The sequence below is a fragment of the Pseudoruegeria sp. HB172150 genome (genome assembly GCF_013184805.1).
GTDB lineage: Bacteria > Pseudomonadota > Alphaproteobacteria > Rhodobacterales > Rhodobacteraceae > Psychromarinibacter.
On record NZ_JAATNG010000003.1, the window covers coordinates 293879 to 310977 of the forward strand.

14 protein-coding genes and 1 tRNA gene are annotated in these 17099 nt (G+C 62.4%); 7 read left to right on the top strand and 8 right to left on the bottom strand.

Going from position 1 to position 17099, the window contains the following annotated elements:
- Position 1: 1 nt before the first annotated feature.
- Positions 2-1039 (bottom strand): TRAP transporter substrate-binding protein, encoded by a 1038-nt coding sequence (locus HCO70_RS16130; RefSeq protein WP_172298012.1) that lies wholly within the window; start codon positions 1037-1039, stop codon positions 2-4.
- Positions 1040-1063: 24 nt separating this feature from the next.
- Complete coding sequence (locus tag HCO70_RS16135; RefSeq protein WP_172298014.1) at positions 1064-1819, bottom strand: FCD domain-containing protein; 756 nt, start codon at positions 1817-1819, stop codon at positions 1064-1066.
- Positions 1820-2030: 211 nt separating this feature from the next.
- On the opposite strand from HCO70_RS16135, the gene HCO70_RS16140 reads away from it, so the two are divergent.
- The gene (locus HCO70_RS16140) at positions 2031-2726 is read left to right on the top strand and encodes a fumarylacetoacetate hydrolase family protein (protein ID WP_172298016.1); all 696 of its coding nucleotides are present in this window, start codon (positions 2031-2033) and stop codon (positions 2724-2726) included.
- Between the two features lie 55 nt (positions 2727-2781).
- Here the strand turns inward: HCO70_RS16140 and HCO70_RS16145 are convergent, their stop codons facing one another.
- On the bottom strand, positions 2782-3768 hold the full coding sequence (locus HCO70_RS16145; protein WP_172298018.1) for a 2-hydroxyacid dehydrogenase: 987 nt from the start codon (positions 3766-3768) through the stop codon (positions 2782-2784).
- A gap of 303 nt (positions 3769-4071) precedes the next feature.
- Between HCO70_RS16145 and HCO70_RS16150 the strand changes: the two genes are divergently transcribed.
- Entirely contained in the window at positions 4072-5910 is a 1839-nt protein-coding gene (locus tag HCO70_RS16150; RefSeq protein ID WP_172298020.1) for an ABC transporter ATP-binding protein, read from the top strand.
- Between the two features lie 159 nt (positions 5911-6069).
- Here HCO70_RS16150 and HCO70_RS16155 read toward each other — a convergent pair whose 3' ends face one another.
- A complete protein-coding gene (locus tag HCO70_RS16155) occupies positions 6070-6666 on the bottom strand; it encodes a hypothetical protein (RefSeq protein ID WP_172298022.1) in 597 nt (198 codons plus the stop codon).
- Between the two features lie 675 nt (positions 6667-7341).
- Between HCO70_RS16155 and HCO70_RS16160 the strand changes: the two genes are divergently transcribed.
- Positions 7342-7578, top strand: coding sequence for a hypothetical protein (locus tag HCO70_RS16160; RefSeq protein WP_172298024.1), 237 nt, complete (start codon positions 7342-7344; stop codon positions 7576-7578).
- A gap of 70 nt (positions 7579-7648) precedes the next feature.
- Positions 7649-8038, top strand: coding sequence for a hypothetical protein (locus tag HCO70_RS16165; RefSeq protein WP_172298026.1), 390 nt, complete (start codon positions 7649-7651; stop codon positions 8036-8038).
- Between the two features lie 383 nt (positions 8039-8421).
- Here HCO70_RS16165 and HCO70_RS16170 read toward each other — a convergent pair whose 3' ends face one another.
- The 3 genes from HCO70_RS16170 to HCO70_RS16180 form a co-directional block, all read right to left on the bottom strand.
- The gene (locus HCO70_RS16170; protein WP_172298028.1) at positions 8422-10941 is read right to left on the bottom strand and encodes a tetratricopeptide repeat protein; all 2520 of its coding nucleotides are present in this window, start codon (positions 10939-10941) and stop codon (positions 8422-8424) included.
- An 826-nt stretch (positions 10942-11767) separates the two neighbouring features.
- Positions 11768-11854 (bottom strand) — tRNA-Leu (locus tag HCO70_RS16175).
- Positions 11855-12009: 155 nt separating this feature from the next.
- Complete coding sequence (locus HCO70_RS16180) at positions 12010-12810, bottom strand: hypothetical protein (protein ID WP_172298030.1); 801 nt, start codon at positions 12808-12810, stop codon at positions 12010-12012.
- A gap of 223 nt (positions 12811-13033) precedes the next feature.
- Between HCO70_RS16180 and HCO70_RS16185 the strand changes: the two genes are divergently transcribed.
- Complete coding sequence (locus tag HCO70_RS16185; protein WP_172298032.1) at positions 13034-14014, top strand: complex I NDUFA9 subunit family protein; 981 nt, start codon at positions 13034-13036, stop codon at positions 14012-14014.
- Between the two features lie 91 nt (positions 14015-14105).
- Here the strand turns inward: HCO70_RS16185 and HCO70_RS16190 are convergent, their stop codons facing one another.
- Positions 14106-14909, bottom strand: coding sequence for an undecaprenyl-diphosphate phosphatase (locus tag HCO70_RS16190; protein WP_172298034.1), 804 nt, complete (start codon positions 14907-14909; stop codon positions 14106-14108).
- 219 nt (positions 14910-15128) lie between these two features.
- Between HCO70_RS16190 and HCO70_RS16195 the strand changes: the two genes are divergently transcribed.
- Together HCO70_RS16195 and HCO70_RS16200 are read left to right on the top strand one after the other, a co-directional pair.
- A complete protein-coding gene (locus HCO70_RS16195; protein ID WP_172298036.1) occupies positions 15129-16562 on the top strand; it encodes an NAD(P)-dependent oxidoreductase in 1434 nt (477 codons plus the stop codon).
- 75 nt (positions 16563-16637) lie between these two features.
- Positions 16638-17099 carry a GFA family protein gene (locus HCO70_RS16200; RefSeq protein ID WP_253913329.1) on the top strand — a complete coding sequence of 154 codons (462 nt, stop codon included), beginning with the start codon at positions 16638-16640 and terminating at the stop codon, positions 17097-17099.

The following is a 17099-nucleotide window of genomic DNA, read 5'->3' on the forward strand; positions in this document are numbered from 1 at the left end:
ATCACATGCTGTTCTTTTCGATCAGCTCTTTGGCGGTGTTGACCAGACCGGAGCCGTCCATGCCCTTGCCTGTGACTTCCTCGATCCAGCGCTCCTGGACTGGGGTCAGGGTGTCGATGAAGGCCTGGGTCTCGTCTTCGTTCAGCATGATGTGTGTGCGGCCCGCATCCTCGGCCATCTTGATGCCGAAGTCGTCGCCGCCGCGCCAGACCTTGGCAACCTCGCCCCACCAGTCGCGGCCGGAGGCGTCGTTGAACGCGGCCTTGATGTCGTCGGGCAGGCTGTCCCATTTCGCCTGGTTCATCGAGACCTGGAAAGTGGTGGTGCCGAAACGGGTCTGATCGGCACCCTCGATGAAGTACTGGATCTGGTTCTGCAGCTTCAGCGGCGGAATGATCTCCCACGGCAGCAGGGTTGCGTCGACGACCTTCTTGGACAGGGCCGCAGGCACTTCGGGAACCGGCATGGCGATCGGCGAGGCGCCCAGCGCCTCGATCACCCAGGCGCCGGTGCGGGTCGGGATGCGGATCTTCATGCCGTCGACATCGGCGGGCGAGCGGACTTCCTTGTCGACCGTCATGATCGCCTGACCGGCGTGAACATGCAGCCAAAGCGGGTGCAGGCCCTTGTAGTCGTCGGCGAGGAACTCATCGAACATGTCGTACATGGCGAGGTTGGTCGCCTCGATGTCGTTCAGGTAGACGCCGGGCAGTTCGAACACCTCGGTGCGGGGGAACTGGCCGGGCGTGTAGCCATTCACCGTCCAGATGATATCGACCACGCCGTCGCGGGCCTGCTGGACGAGTTCGGGCGGGGTGCCGCCGAGGGTCATCGAGGGGTAGATCTCGATCTTGACCTTGCCGCCGGAGTTTTCCTCGACCTTCGCGGCCCAGGGCTCGAGCATGTTGGTTTGTGCCGGAGCCTGAGCGCCGAGCATGTGGTGCAGCTTGAACACGTATTCCTGCGCCGAGACCGACCCGGCCACGAGGGCCGAGACGGCGGTTGCCGCAAGTGTGGTGATAAGGGACTTCAGTCTCATAGATACCTCCCTGTTAGAGACTAATCAGGCCACCGGAATGGCTTCTCCGGCGACGATCATTGCGTATCCGGGGACCGTTTCGATCGATCTCCGGTCTTCGTACATAACGGCATCGTAGTTGGCCCCCGCGAGGCGGGCATGTTCGCGGCCCAGCGCCTCGGCGCGGGTGCCCTGGCCGTTGCGGATCGCCTGCAACATGCCGCGGTGCTGTTCCTGCGCACGGTAGAGCGAGATGCGGACGGCGGGCTTGTTGAACTTGCGGATCGGAAAGGCGTTGGGCGAGGCGAAGGGCAGGCGCAGGACCCGCATCAGCTCGCGCTTCATCGTCTCGGAGCCGGAGACGTGGGCGAGCCGTTCGTGGAAATCCTCGTTGAGCTGAGCGTAGCCTTCGAAATCTAGCCGTTCGATATCGGCGCCAAGCGCGATGTCGATCCGGTCGAGGATGTCCTCGCATTGTTTCAGTACGTCCGGTTCCGGCCCGCGTTCGGCAGCGAGGCGCAGGACCGTGCCTTCGAGCACGCCGCGCAGTTCGATGGCGTCGGTGATATCCTCGCGCGTGAACTGGCGGACGGTACACCGTCCGGACGAGGTGCGGGACAGGAGGCCCTCTTCGACGAGCTGCGCGAGGGCTTCTCGGGCGGGGGTTCGGGACGTGCCGGTCAGGTCGGCGGCGGCGGCCTCGGAAATATGCTCGTCGGGGCCGATATCGCCCGACAGAATCCGCGCACGCAATTCCCTAAGGGCATGCTCGGTGAGCTGTTTCTTTCCGGATTCGCGCACGACCCCTCCCAAAGTTCATGGCAGGACTTTGCTATACGGTATACCGATACCGGTCAATTGAATTCAAAACTTCCTTAACGATCGCGCGACCGTATACCGTTTGCCGGCGGGTTGTTTCGCATGCCGGAATATCCCGCCGCTGACGGGCGGGGCTGGCATTCGGTGGCGGTTTCTTTCACTGTCCGGGCGAACATCGTCCTGGAGGTCCGCCTTGTCTTTCGTTTTCGAACCCGCCCCCGTCCCTTCGGTCGCCGTTGCCGGCAGCGAGGCCCGTTTTCCTGTGCGCCGGATTTTCTGTGTCGGCCGGAACTATGCCGAGCATGCGCGGGAAATGGGGAACGACCCTGACAAGGAACCGCCGTTCTTCTTTACCAAGCCGGCGGATGCGGTGGTGGCGGATGGGGCGGCCATCGCCTACCCGCCGGAAACCGGGAACCTGCATTTCGAGGCGGAACTGGTGGTGGCAATCGGCAAAGCCGGGCGCGACGTACCGGAGGCCGAGGCGCCGGATCATGTGTGGGGCTATGCGGCGGGGAACGATTTGACCCGGCGCGACCTGCAGGCAAAGGCCAAGGAAATGCGGCGGCCCTGGGACTGGGCGAAAGGGTTCGACCGGTCTGCCCCGATTGGCGCGCTGCATCCGGTGGCCGAGGTCGGGCACCCGGAGACAGGGTTCATCCGCTGCGAGGTGAATGGCGAGGTGAAGCAGGATTCGGACCTGGCGGAGATGATCTGGAAGGTGCCGGGGATCGTCGCCTTCCTGTCAGCTTCGATGGAGATCCGTCCCGGGGACCTGATCATGACGGGGACCCCGGCGGGGGTCGGGAAGCTGGAAGTCGGCGACGTCTGCACGGTCTCGATTCAGGGGCTGGGATCGGTGACGACGACGATCGGGCCGAAGGGGTGAACTGAGGCCCGCGATTTCCGGACGGGACTTGCGGAATCGTCACTAAATCCGGGTTTCACTGTCTAGGTGGCCCATCGAATGCGGTGACCACGCTTTCAGGCTGCCGTCCCTCGCGCACCGCAAGGACGGCATCGACAGCGCCGTTCCAGCAGGAATTGTACATGTCGTCGGTGTTGCAGATGGCGTGGGGCGTGAGAATCACGTTTTCCAGTTGCATGAGCGGGTTTTCGGCGCCGGCCGGTTCCTCGGCGAAGACGTCGAGGGCGGCGCCGGCGAGATTGCCACCTGTCAGAGCCTCCAGCAGGGCGGGTTCATCCACGAGGCCACCGCGCGATGTGCTGATGAAGTAGGCGCCGGGCTTCATCGCGGCGAACTGTGAAGGGCCCATCATGCGGGCGGTTTCAGGCATCAGTGGGCAGGCGAGACAGAGGAAATCGGACTTTGCGACAACCGCGTCGAAGGGAAGCATCGTCACACCTTCCATCCCGCCGCGGCCTGAGCCGGTACAGGCGATGACATCCATGCCGAGACCCAGGGCGAGACGGGCGGTTTCCTTGCCGATGCGCCCGAGGCCGACAATGCCGAGAGTGCGGCCGTAGGGGGCGATGCCCTGAATCGCAGAGCGCTGGGACCAGCGGCCCGCACGGATCAGCCGGTCGAGCGGACGGATCTGTGTGGCGAGGGCGAGGGTCAGGGCGATGTTGCCCATCGCGACGGGCAGTGTGACGGCATTCGGCGTGGTCGAGACGGTGATGCGCAGGCGGTCGGCGCAGGCGATGTCCACCCGGTCGAACCCGGCGCCGAAACGGGCGACATGGCGGAGCGTCGGCGTTGCCTCCATCACCTCGGAGGAAACACGGGTCTGACGGACAATGAGGGCGGAGAGGCGGTCGAGATCGCCGGGCCGGTATTCGGTGCGTTTCGGCAGCGGGACGGGGATACAACCGGCGGTCTCGAGGCGGTCGTAGAGCGATTGCGGAATGATGGGCGTGCCGTCGAGGCGGTAGCAGTCGTGGGAAACACCCACGCGGTAATCGGTCATGGTAAGGTCCGGTCAGGTCTGATCCCCGTGGCTTACCGCCAAAGCGCGGCTTAATCCATTGATCGGATTGAGGCCGGAGGACGTAATCCCGCCGAGCGGGCTTTTTTGGGGTGACGGATCGGATCCAATCGGCTACACGGACCGCACACATGACGACGGAGAGATCGTAGGATGCGTAACTTTAGGACCCCATTTCAGCGTTAAGCGCCGGTCCTAAACGGGTGGGCGCGTGCCCCGCCCTTCTCTGACATCCCACGTCTCAATTTTCCGAAAATCCTGCTTCTACCCAACGGATGCATCGTCATGTTCCGATTCTTCGAAGACCTACTGGACCCGTTCAAGCCCTTTGACGAGGGCACACCCCCCGACCGTCTTGTGCCCTACATGTGGTCGCAGATCCGCACGCTGGGACCGTGGCTGCCGATCATGGCGCTGACCAGCCTGATCGTTGCCGTGGCCGAAAGCCTGCTGGTGTTCTATTCCGGCCGGGTCATTGACCTGATGGCCAGTGCCGGGATCAGTGATTTCTGGCAGGTGCATGGGATGGAGATGCTGGTGGCGGCGGTGGCGATCCTGTTGCTGCGGCCGGCGATGATCCTGGTCAACCACCTGCTGCTGGAGCAGACTCTGGTGGGCACCCTGCATGTTCAGTCGCAGTGGCGGGCGCATAAGCACATGCTTGGCCAGTCGATGAACTTCTTCCAGAACGACTTTGCCGGACGGCTGTCGAACCGGGTCATGCAGATGGGCCCGGCGACGGAGGATTCCGCCTATATGTTCCTGGAGGCGATCTGGTTCTCGCTGGTCTACATCATCGGCGCCGGGCTGATCGTGGCTCAGATCAACCCGTGGCTGGCGGCGGTGCTGGCAGTGTGGCTGGTGCTGTACATCCTCTACACCAAGTTCCTTGTGGTGCGGATCACCGTGGCATCCGAGAAGTGGTCGGACGGGCGGTCTGCCGTGACCGGCCGGGTCGTCGACGCCTATGCCAATATCGAGGCGGTGAAGCTGTTCGCCGGGGCGAAGGCAGAGGAGCGTTATGCGCTGTCCGCGTTCAAGCGGCTGCGGCTGCGGCTGCAGCGGTTCCTGCGGCTGGCGACCGAGATGCACCTGATGCTGAACCTGCTGAACGGCTTCCTGATGGTGGGCGTCGGCGGGCTGGCGATCTGGCTTTGGTCGCAGGGCATCATCACTATCGGCGAGGTGACGGCGGCGCTGGCGCTGACCCTGCGGCTGAACGGGATGAGCGGATGGATCATGTGGGTCACGATCCGGCTGTTCGAGCATTTCGGGGTGATCCGCGAAGGACTGCGCAGCATATCCGTACCGCATTCCGTGGTCGACGCACCTGCCGCGCCTGCGCTCATGCGGGGGCCGGGTGAGATCCTGTTCGACGATGTGAGCCATCACTTCGGCAAGGAGTCCGGCGGGCTGGATCACGTGTCGCTGCGGATCCGGGCGGGCGAGAAGGTGGGGCTGGTCGGGCCGTCTGGCGCCGGCAAGTCGACGTTGATCTCGTTGCTGCTGCGGTTCCGCGATGCCGAGGCGGGGCGGATCCTGATCGACGGGCAGGACGTGTCCGCCGTGACGCAGGAAAGCCTGCGCAAGGATATCGGCGTGGTGACGCAGGACAGCTCGCTGATGCACCGGTCGATCCGGGCGAACATCCTTTACGGCCGTCCGGATGCGGGCGATGCCGCGATGGTCGCTGCCGCGAAGCGGGCGGAGGCACACGGGTTCATCCAGGACCTGAAGGACCGGGAGGGGCGCGAGGGCTACAACGCCCATGTCGGTGAGCGCGGCGTGCGGCTGTCCGGCGGCCAGCGTCAGCGGATCGCGATTGCTCGGATGATCCTGAAGGACGCGCCGATCGTGGTGCTGGACGAAGCAACCTCGGCCCTGGACAGCGAGGTCGAGGCGGCGATCCAGCGGTCGCTTCATACGGCGATGGAAGGGAAGACGGTGATCGCGATTGCGCACCGGCTATCTACCATCGCCGAGATGGACCGGATCGTGGTGCTGAACGCGGGCCGGGTCGTCGAGGACGGGTCGCATGACGCGCTGCTGCGGAAGGGCGGGCTTTATGCCCGGCTGTGGCAGCGGCAGTCCGGCGGGTTCCTGGCCTACTCGGCGGCGGAGTAGGACGGGCCGCCTGTTCCGGATGTGAGCGAAAGTTACGCAGCCGCTGTGGTTCGCGCCAGCAACATGCCGGGCGATGGGCACCGATCCCACCGCCCGGACTGACTGAACCGGATCCGTTGCCGTCAAAAGGCAGCGACAGCAACGGGTCCGGACATGGCTTTAATGGCAGTCATGAAGGGGCACCAGGCCCAGACCCCAGCTATTGCGCTTGGCCCAGATGCCGTTGATCACCTCGCCGTCGACTACCGGAAAGACGAAGGGAACGTATTCGCCCTCTTCTTTTTCGTTGAATGACTTCCAGTGCGTGTCGCCACTCCATTTCACCTGGAAGTGAACTTCAAAGCCGTCCTCCCAAGGTACGTTGAAGATCGCAATGGTATTGGGCCGGTTTTTGACATGATCAACGAAAAGACCCTGAAAATCACGCACCTCCGTTTTCGTGATGTTTTCACTACGGGTTTTCTTGGCAACAAGGTTGCTGTCAGACGTGTTGCCGCCCTTGTAAACGGCCATCCTGATTTCGTTTATGTTCTTGTCTTCTCCATTTATGAGAAAGAACTTTCTTGTGGACGTCTCCGCGCTACCGCCGCGTTTCAGGTAGTCTTCCCAAAGGCCGGTATCCTCGTACTTTCGGGTGCCTTTGAATAACTTATCGCCTTCGAACCTGCACTTGGTTGCCAGAGCAGGGCTTGCAGCCGCAACAGCGAGCGGCAGGACCAGCGCGGCCAGGCTTAAGGGTTTCTTGAACCCGATCATGACATGCTTCCTTTCAGTATCGTTGCCGTGCCCCAAGCCCGCGGTGCCCACGGCTGAAAACACAGTTCGCCAGAATGGCCGATTGTGGCATCGATCTTTTCGCCGCGCTTGGAGAGTGGATGAAGAGTTCCGGGAGAAGATCTGCACAAGGCCCGGCGATTGGCAGAGGTTCGCTCTTCCATCTCGCCCGCATTGCATCGGCCCGGGCGCGGCCTATGGCGGGGGGCTGAAACGAAATGGCCCCGCAGTCATACCTGCGGGGCCCACTTGTCACCTGGAGCGGAGAGAGAATTTCGGGTGCGCTAAAGCGACAGCCAGAATGCGAATGCCGTCGCCGCGAACATCGCCAAATCGCCGAGCGGAACGCTCGACACATCAATCGAATGCATGAGTCCTGCCTTTGTGAACTGGTTAATTTTCTCCCCGTGCAGCTTCTATCGGCAGAAACCGATTCGATATATATAACCATTTGTACAGGCGTGATTTTCCAAGTCGGTAATGTCCGTAACCGTACACAGGGCCCGGCCGTCGACGGCCAAAAGCTGCCACCGATTGGCGCGATGCCGCCGCCCGTGCGATGGCGCCTTGGGTTTCGGCGGATCCAGCACATATGCTCTTAAAGAGTAGACGGTGCTGAAGTGTCTTCATGGCGGTTGTCTCATGCAGGAGGTGCCGATGAAATCCCCCGACCAGCGTGCAATCCAGGAATTCGAGGACAAGGCTGCCTACGTGGCCATGAACATCGAATCTCATCCGAAATTCAGTGTGAAGCAGTCCCGGCTCATGAACCTGATGATGGGCGCCGAGTTACCCGCCAGCTCGCCCGAAAGCGATGCGCTGGAAGCGGCGCTTTTCCTGCTCGAACAGGTGCATCCCGCCGAGGATTATCCAGCGCTGGCCCTTCGCCGATAATATGATAGCTGCACTGACTGTCTTTCGCCCAGGCGCGGCGCACGATGCAATGGAGCAGGTTGGCAGAATAATGTCGCTCTGCCGTTCCGGTCGGACCTTCGCCCTGTCCATCGTGCTGGCCGTTTGCATGGCCGTTCCCGGCCATGCGCAGGACCTGCCGCAGGCTTGGGTGCCGGAGCTCATCACGTTGCCAGCAGATACCGAAGTGATATCGAGCCGGGAGGTTGGCAGTGCAGTCAGGATGTTCTCCATCGCGACGGAGGAAGATCCGATTGCGCTGCTGGAAGGTTGGGCCGCGGCGCTGAGGGACGCTGGCTATGTTATCGAGACGGACCCGGACGAGAGTATTTTCGACGCGGTGGAGTTTTCCGGCGAAGGGCTGGTGAACGCGAAGATCGCGGTGTCTCCCACCCGGCAGGATGGGCGGGCCGTGATCGAGTTCGATGCGACGCTGCCGTAGGGAGGGTGGCGAGCCGCAGGGGTAACGTCGACAGTTCGATTGGTTCGTTCGCGCTTTGTCTTACCGGGACGCGTGCAGAACGTGCGCAGGCGTCCGGTGGAGCTTCGCCAAATTGGACGCCCGACGCGCCAGTCTCGCGGCGGGAGACGTCCGGACAGTCTCCGCCGGTTAGACTCTATTCGCGATACTCGGAGTGCACGGTGCCCAGGAGAGGACCATAGATCCATATCTGGGTGTACCGTGGAAAACCACTCGCCGGTCAGCCAGAAACCAAAAGGGATATCGGGCGCCTCGGTGAATCATCCCGAGCGCGGCCAACTTCGCAGCGTACGAAGCACCATAACCCGCCAAGAAACGGGACCTTCAGCAGATCGGGCTTAGCCTCACGGCTTCAGCAGCTCCGCGAAGGCGCGACATTGTTTTGCTTCTTGGAGCCGGCCCGATGCTTCCTGTGCGTCGGCAAGGACCCCGTATGCGGACCGGTTCGACGGATTGCTGACTAGCGCCTGCAGCGCGTAGAGTTCCGCGCGATCGAATTTGCCGACGCGGTACGCAGCGCGCGCTGCCAACAGCCAACGTTGAGAGATATGCGGAGTCGACAACGCGATATCCTCGCATAACCGCAGCAGTTTCGCGCCTTTGGCTTTGTCTTTGCTGAAGACGCGAAACAGCGTGGCGACTGGTGCGTTGTCGATTGGTGAAAGCCGATTGGCCCGTTCAAGTGCTGTTATCGCCTTACCGGTCCGGCCCTTTCGGGCCAGAACCTGGCCGAGCAGCAGATTTGCCTTCATGTTCTGCGGATGCAGTTCAACGGCGAGGCGGGCCTCTTTTGGCGAGGTCCTCTTTGCCGCCTCAACGCGGTCGCGGATCTTCCAAGACTTCCGGACCCGGCTGATTGATTTCAGCGCGCCGAGGACATAGATGGCCGCGCCGAATTTCACTCCAATTCGCAGTCGGGTAAGTCCGACGCCTGGCGGAAGGTCTGCATACTGCATAGCCGGTAGCTGCCGCGCCGTACGTTGTGTGTAAGCTTCCCACAGCCCGCGCAGGAATCGAGGTCGATTCGCAACAGTTGCCAATGGCGAATGCTGTCCAGCTCGGCGGCCCCGGACAAACATGTCGCGAGTGAACGCTTGCCAATGTGTATGCGCCGGGTGAATGGTCTGGACATCCCGAGCCCATGCGATGCAACTCCTGGGCCTGATGCGCCGATTGAATTCGGCATCTTCCGCGATGCGAAGGCCAGGGGCGAAATAGCCGAACCTCCGAAACAGGCGTCTGGCGTAGGACACGCCGAAATGGCCCACCTTGTCCGGCGGGGTATCGGGCAACCTCCAGGCATAAAGAGAGAGGTGTGACACCAGGCTGACTACTGTATCTCCCGGTTGCGGAACCACGGCCGAAGAGACTGCGTCCGCTCCGGCATGATGCCGTTGCAGCCGCCCGGATATCCAGCCCTGGCGCGCCCGACAGTCCGAAGCAAGAAATGCGACATACGCCCCCTCCGACGCATCGATGCCGATGTTACGCGCGGCCCCGACATACAGTCGTTCTTGCACATTGATCAGACGTATGTGGTCGAGGTGTTCAGCCAGCACAGCAATAGGGTCGCCGCCGCCCGAGTTGACGACAACTATCTCGGCGGCCGTGTCCTGAGCCCGAATTGATTTCACGGCCGATGCAAGGCCCTGCGGGGCTCTTAGACCGATGACCACGACAGCCATCTCGGCGGCCGTCACCAACTTCCCTTCGTGGATTTCGGCGTCACCCGAAACCCATCGCCGCCAGTTTGCGGTGTCCAATGAGAAGCGATCGGCGCCGTCCGACAGTTGGTGGAGCAGGCGGTCAGCCGGGATCATGCCCGGATCGACAGTCAGAAGCCGGCTTAGCCATTCGCGGGCCTCCACCGGTCGACCGGATGCCAAAAGCGCATTTGCCTTTAGCCAGAAGCCTGCAGTGAACTCTGGCCGGTTCCGAAGTAGTGCATCCGCAATCTCTACCGCCTCGCGAGCGGCACCCGCTTCGAGGGCAACTGCATTGCGCACGGCTTGCAGCGCAAGGACCTGTGGATTCCGGGACGCGAGCCTTTCCGCAACTTCGCCGGCCTGTTGAAGATTGCCCGTCCTGCGATGGTGTTGCAGAATGCCGAGTTGCGCGACCATAGGATCGTCGGCGGGAACACCTTTATTCTTACACGGGGCAGCAGCCCAGAGACCACAATCCTCAACATGGGCTGGACTGAATTCCCTTCCTGGGGGAATGGTCTCGAGTTGCAGGTCGGTTTCATCGGTCAGGTAATCATAGCCAATTGCTTGGTATCGGCGATCAGGATCGAGTCGGGCATATAGGTCCCTGCGAAGACGACGACGTTCTGGCAGTATCATTCTCAAGTGGTAAAGGTTCAGCCCGGTTTGCCTCATCTGCAGCCTTGCCTGCGGATCAACCCATCGTCCGTGCAGAGCCTCTCCGCTGGCTGCGACTCCGTCGAGCAAAGGAAAAAGCCGCATCTGCTTTTTTCGACCCCAGATCCCATCAACTCGATAGGCGTCCGGGGCATACAATTCCCGCGCGTCAAACACCCAGCCAACGGGCTCGGCCGTCGATGTCAGCGCCCGAATCTCGTCTGCCAAACGGTTCTCGAAGCGCTCGTCTGGATCGACTGCCAGCAACCAATCCGCCCCAGCCTTTCGGGCTGCGGCGATGAGGGCGCTTCGTCTCGCCGGTTCGCTGGAATAGGCATTCTCTGCGTCCCGGTCGTCCCAGGATACCCAGCCATCAACAATTGGTGTCAGGTTCTCAATCAGCGCAGGGACAAGATTGACGTCATAGCGAAAGGAAAAAGCGGCAAATACCGCGGTTGCTCTGGCAGCTCGCGGTCTTCCCGTAGTCTGGGTCTCAATCAATCATTCTGCTCCGGGGGATTCCTAGTATGTATCCTGCCTAGGCAATCTCCTTGCCGGGGTGGAATGTGCAGGTGCAAAGGCCGGCAGGCCCTTGTCCCATTCAGATTTGGAAAGGCGATAGTGGGCTGTTCAGCGGCGAGCTTTGATTCAGTGTATGTGATTTGTTAACTGCTTTTGCACCCTTGGGCTGGGCTTATGCAACCGCTTCCATATGTTCATCCGCGAGTGGCCCTCGCAGCGCCTCCCCCGCTCCATGGAGTGTTCGGCGCAGTCCCCCATTCCACTGGTATCCTCAGGTTACCGAATGGGTCGGTTGCGAAGTTGGTGTTTGGCGGAAAAGTCAGAAACCCATATGGGTCGTCTTCGGGTTTGCCGTCCTTCACCTTCCGAATTGATTTCGACTCGGGCACATGTTGGCGAGTCAGGAAAACGCACCGTCAGCGTCTCGGAGCTGAGAACTCTTGCTGCTGCGATTGATCGGTTCGGTGAACTGGCCAAACGGAACCACGTACGAGTGCTCGGGCCCCCAGCGCCGACAGTGCGGCGAACCGGTGTTGAGGATATTTGGTACGCCGCGATCCGCGTTCCTCTTGATGAACTGCGGTGGCGGCGCTCAGGGCAAATTCGATGCCGACGTGAAGCCATTACACAACTGGACCGCTACATGAGCAGCGGGAACCGTTCCGGTCCACCCGTATCTCGTAGGCGGATTCATGAACTTACTTCGCCAAACGGTTGTCTGGCGTCGCGAAGGTCGGCGGGAAAGTGGATTGGTTTCGCACTGCGGTCCATAAGATCCATATAACATGACGTTGCTTTGGATATATGGTGCCCAGGAGAGGACTCGAACCTCCACGTCCATACGGACACTAGCACCTGAAGCTAGCGCGTCTACCAATTCCGCCACCTGGGCCGGTGTCGTGAGAGCCGCATTTATACACCGTGCCGGGGGGTGTCAACGGGCGATCTGCGGGAAATCGGGAGGCGTGGAGGGGCGCATGTTACGGGCGTTCCAGGCGCCCGCCCCGGGGCATGATCCGGGGCGGGCGGGGATCGCGGGGCCCTGCGTCAGAGCAGGCTGGCGATGTTGTCGACGAAGGTGTCGCGGGTTTCTCCGAGCACGATTTGCGTCTCCTGGAAGGCGCGCTCGGTGAGGCTGATCAGAGCGTGATCCACCGGCAGTCCGAGCGCCGGGAACAGCGACACTTCGAGCACAGTGCGGTTGGTGTCCGTCGTGCGGACGCCTTCGACCACACCGATATGTTTCATGTCGCTGGACAGGACCGGCAGGCCGACCAGAATCGCGGGGTTGATCGGTTGACCGGGACCTGAGGCGGAACCGTTGCCGGTGCCGGCGGGCGAGGTGGCGACGAATTCAGCGGTGCCGGTCGCGGCCGAGGCGCCGGAGGTGCCTGTTCCGGCGGCTGGATCGGTGCCCGCAACGGCCGTGCCGCCGCCTTCAGATCCACCGATCTCGACATCGGTACCGACACCGGAGCCGGCACTGCCGTTAATGTCGGCTGTGGCTGTACCGCCGAGCAGGTCGATGTCGGCATTGGTTCCGTCGCCGCCGCCTATGTCCGCGTCGGCCCCGGCGACGTCGTTGCCGATATCGACATCTGCTTCGGCGCCGTCCCCGCCGCCGACATCCACATCGGCCTCGGCGACGCTGTCGCCGACGGAAGCGTCCGCCTCGGTCCCGCTGCCGCCGCCGATGCTGACATTTGCTTCGGCAGTGTCGGCGGCGCCCACATTGGCGTTGACGCCGTCATCGGTATTCACGTCGACATCGAGGGTTTGCGCATTGAGCACACCTGCGGCGCCCAGAACAGTTGCACTGACTACAAGGATTCTCGAGATACTACGCATGGTTCTCTCCTTTCAGTAGAGTTGGCCTGCGACGTAATGTCCCGATGCGCGACGGCGCGTATCTGCCATTTCAGCGCCACAATCTGAGCGGAAATCCGCCGATTCATGTCGACTCAGGAGTGGGTAAGTGGGTGGCTGGCCAGTACCGGCGCGACTTATTGGCGGGTTGTTCTGCGCGCGCGCGGCAGCTAAGGAATTGGCCAGCGAAAGGCGGAGGCTGGCCATGTCGAAACTCGTTACCATCTACGGCGGATCGGGCTTTATCGGGCGGTATATCGCTCGGCGGATGGCGAAAGAGGGCTGGCGCGTGCGGGTGGCCGTGCGGCGGCCGGAGCTGGCCGGTTTCGTGCGGCCCTATGGCGTGGTCGGGCAGGTCGAGCCGATCTTCTGCAATATCCGGGACGATGCCAGCGTGTGCGCGGCGATGCACGGATCTGACGCGGTGGTGAACTGCGTCGGCACCTTCGACGCGAAGGGCAAGAACAATTTCGATGCCGTGCAGCATGAGGGTGCCGAGCGGATCGCCCGGATCGCGGCGGAGCAGGGCGTTTCGCGGCTGGTGCATATCTCGGCGCTGGGCGCCGATGCCGAGAGCGAAAGCGGCTATGCCCGGAGCAAGGCCGAAGGCGAAGCGGCGGTTCTGTCGCATTTCCCCGGCGCTGTCATCCTGCGGCCTTCGGTCGTATTCGGCCCCGAGGACGAGTTCTTCAACCGCTTCGGGGCGATGGCCCGTTTCGGCTGGGTGCTGCCCGTTGTCGGCGGCGAAACGCGGTTTCAGCCGGTCTATGTTGACGATGTGGCGAGGGCCGCAGTCATGGGCGCGCTGGGACAGGCGGAGCCCGGCGTGTACGAGCTGGGCGGGCCGCACGTGGCGACATTCCGCGAACTGATGGAAGACATGCTGGAGATCATCCGGCGCAAGCGCCTGATCTTCAACATGCCGTTCTGGCTGGGCGGTCTGGTGGCCTGGCTAGGTGAGCTTGCATCCATCCTGACCGTCGGCCTGATCAATCCGCCGGTCACGCGCGACCAGGTGCGGCAGTTGCGCGCCGACAACGTCGTGTCGGAGGGCGCCAAGGGCTTCGCGGCGCTGGGCATTCAGCCGACGGCGATGGAAGCGGAACTGCCGGAATACCTGTGGGCCTACCGGCCATCGGGGCAGTATGCGGCGATCAAGGAATCGGCGCGGAACCAGCGGGCGTGAGCCGTTAGGCGCGCTGCCGCGCATGTGGATAGCGCGTTGTCAGCTTCTGGCTCACCATGGAAGATGCAGCCGTGGAAACCGTGTTCAGGGCCTAGCTGTACGCGTACCAGAGCAGGAATATGCCTAGGATGACCCGGTAGATCACATAAGGCGTGAAGCTTACCGTCTTCAGCAGCTTCATCATGAACCACAGGGCGAAAAGTGCCGCGAGGAAGGCGAAGACTGCTGCGATGGCGGCGTCGCGGGCGGCCTGTGCATCGGCATTGGCGGCGACTTCGGCGCCCAGCAGGAGGCCGGAGGCAAGGATGGTCGGGATAGACATCAGCATCGCAAGCTTGGCAGCGCCCTCGCGGCTGTAGCCGAGGAAACGTCCGCCGGTGATGGTGATGCCCGATCGCGAGGTGCCCGGGATCAGCGCCACCGCCTGCCAGAGACCCATGATGAAGGCGTTCTTGATCGACCAGAATTCCGCGGGCATGCCCTTGCCATCGCCGCGGTCGGACCACCAGAGCACGATACCGAAGATTAGCATCGTCCAGCCGATGACAGCGGTGGAGCGCATCATGTCGTCGAGGCCGGTGAGATTGAGGATCAGGCCGACGACGACCACGGGGATGGTGGCGATGATCAGGCAGAACATCAGCCCGGCGCCCGCGCCGTGGATGCGGCCGCGCAGCAGGTTCGGGATGCCGGACAGCGCCAGTTTCACGTCCTGCCAGAAGTATAGGATGACCGCGCCGAGGGTGCCGACATGGACGGCGACGTCGATGACCTGACCCTGATCTTCCAGCCCGGTGAGATTCGGCAGGAGAATCAGGTGACCGGATGAGGAGATCGGCAAAAACTCGGTAAGACCCTGGATGATGGCAACCAGAAGAAGGTGGAGTAGCGGCATACAGTGGGTTCCGGTGATTCGGCTCGCTCACACTAACCGCGTGCGAGTCAAAGGAAAGATGATAGATAGGTAAATATATATGACCTAAAATTGGGGCGGTTTGGGGTGCGGCGGGAATTTTGACCATTCGGACAGGAAATTATGGTCAGCATTTCTGACTTTATTTTAGTTTCGACTTTCCGTATAGCGTGCGGACACGGCTTTTGGAGGTTGGCCCGTATGGCTAAGCAGATGATGTTGAAATTCGTATCCGTGGAACGGGACATGCCCGAAAAGCGGCCGCCGGACCTGCGCCGGCAGGATTTCGACGAGATCTATGCGGAATACGCGCATGAGAAGGCGGCGATCCAGGCCGGGCGCTGCTCCCAATGCGGTGTGCCCTATTGCCAGTCGCATTGCCCGCTGCACAACAACATCCCGGACTGGCTGAAGCTGACTGCCGAGGGGCGGCTGCAGGAAGCCTACGAGATCAGCCAGGCGACCAATACGTTTCCGGAGATCTGCGGGCGGATCTGTCCGCAGGACCGGCTGTGCGAGGGAAACTGCGTGATTGAGCAGTCCGGGCACGGCACGGTGACCATTGGGTCGATCGAGAAGTACATTACCGACACGGCGTTCGAGATGGGCTGGGTGAAGCGGATCAAGGCAGCGGAAGACCGGGCCGAGAGCGTTGGGATCATCGGCGCCGGACCCGGCGGGCTGGCCGCGGCGGACCGGCTGCGCCGCGCGGGGCTGCAGGTGACGGTGTATGACCGCTACGACCGCGGTGGCGGGCTGCTGACTTACGGGATCCCCGGCTTTAAGCTGGAGAAGGACATCGTCATGCAGCGCGTGGAGCAGCTGCGCGAGGGTGGTGTCGAATTCGTGCTGAACTGCAATGTCGGCGAAGACCTGTCGTTCGAGGCGATCCGCGGCAAGCATGACGCGGTTCTGATCGCGACCGGCGTCTACAAGTCGCGCGGGCTGCAGGCGCCTGGCGTCGGCGCGCAGGGGATCGTGCGGGCAATCGATTACCTGACCTGCTCTAACAAGGTGAGCTTTGGCGACGAGGTCGAGGAGTTTGAGAGCGGCGAGCTGAACGCGGCGGGCAAGAAGGTCGTCGTAATCGGCGGCGGCGATACCGCGATGGACTGCGTGCGGACGGCGATCCGGCAGGGTGCAGAGAGCGTGAAGTGTCTCTATCGCAGGGACAGGGACAACATGCCCGGCTCGCAGCGTGAAGTGGCGAATGCCGAGGAAGAAGGTGTCGAGTTCGTCTGGCTGACCGCGCCGAAGGGATTCACCGGCGAGACCGTCGAGGGCGTGATGGTGCAGAAGATGCGCCTTGGGGCACCAGACGCGTCGGGACGACAAAGCCCGGAGCTGATCGAGGGCGCGGATTACATCGAAGACGCGGATCTTGTGGTGATGGCGCTGGGCTTCGAGCCCGAGGACCTGCCGAAGCTGTGGGGCGTCGAAGGGCTGGAAGTGACCCGCTGGGGCACGGTGATGGCCGATTTCCGTACCCATGCGACAAGCCTGGATGGCGTCTATGCGGCGGGTGACATCGTGCGCGGCGCGTCTCTGGTGGTCTGGGCGATCAGGGACGGGCGCGAGGCGGCGGACGCAATTCTCGACTATATCAATGCGCCGGCTCAGGTGGCGGCGGAGTGACATCGGCGACTGCCCGGAGGCGGGCAGCGTTTCGATCTGACAAGGGAACGACCCAATGACAATCCGGCGTGTCGGATGCGCGAAAGGGACGGCGCGATGAGCGGGCGCGAGGGCGGCTGCCTGTGCGGTGCCGTGCGCTTCGTCGCGGCGGCGGTGCCGGCGACGGCCGGGATCTGTCATTGTGAGATGTGCCGGCGCTGGACCGGCTCTGCCCTGATCGGGGTGACTGTGAAGGCCGAGGACCTGAGCTGGCAGGGCGCGGAGCATATCCAGGAAAAGCAGACTTCGGGCTGGGCAAAGCGCGGCTGGTGCGGGGAATGCGGGTCGAACCTGTTTTTCCAGGTGACGATGGACGGGCCCTATTTGGGCGGTGTCGAGATACCGATGGGGTTGTTCGACGATCCGAACGGGTTCGAGATCACCAACGAAATCTATATCGACCACAAGCCCCACAGCTATGCCTTTGCCGGTGAGGGCCGGCAGGTGCTGACCCGGCAGCAATGCGTCGAGAAATTCGCGGTGCTGGACGGTGAGTGA

Coding starts and splice junctions, on each gene's coding strand:
- HCO70_RS16130 (WP_172298012.1), bottom strand. CDS start 1,039: ATGAGACTGAAGTCCCTTATCACCACACTTGCGGCAACCGCCGTCTCG.
- HCO70_RS16145 (WP_172298018.1), bottom strand. CDS start 3,768: ATGACCGATTACCGCGTGGGTGTTTCCCACGACTGCTACCGCCTCGAC.
- HCO70_RS16150 (WP_172298020.1), top strand. CDS start 4,072: ATGTTCCGATTCTTCGAAGACCTACTGGACCCGTTCAAGCCCTTTGAC.
- HCO70_RS16155 (WP_172298022.1), bottom strand. CDS start 6,666: ATGATCGGGTTCAAGAAACCCTTAAGCCTGGCCGCGCTGGTCCTGCCG.
- HCO70_RS16160 (WP_172298024.1), top strand. CDS start 7,342: ATGAAATCCCCCGACCAGCGTGCAATCCAGGAATTCGAGGACAAGGCT.
- HCO70_RS16165 (WP_172298026.1), top strand. CDS start 7,649: ATGTCGCTCTGCCGTTCCGGTCGGACCTTCGCCCTGTCCATCGTGCTG.
- HCO70_RS16180 (WP_172298030.1), bottom strand. CDS start 12,810: ATGCGTAGTATCTCGAGAATCCTTGTAGTCAGTGCAACTGTTCTGGGC.
- HCO70_RS16185 (WP_172298032.1), top strand. CDS start 13,034: ATGTCGAAACTCGTTACCATCTACGGCGGATCGGGCTTTATCGGGCGG.
- HCO70_RS16190 (WP_172298034.1), bottom strand. CDS start 14,909: ATGCCGCTACTCCACCTTCTTCTGGTTGCCATCATCCAGGGTCTTACC.
- HCO70_RS16195 (WP_172298036.1), top strand. CDS start 15,129: ATGGCTAAGCAGATGATGTTGAAATTCGTATCCGTGGAACGGGACATG.
- HCO70_RS16200 (WP_253913329.1), top strand. CDS start 16,638: ATGCGCGAAAGGGACGGCGCGATGAGCGGGCGCGAGGGCGGCTGCCTG.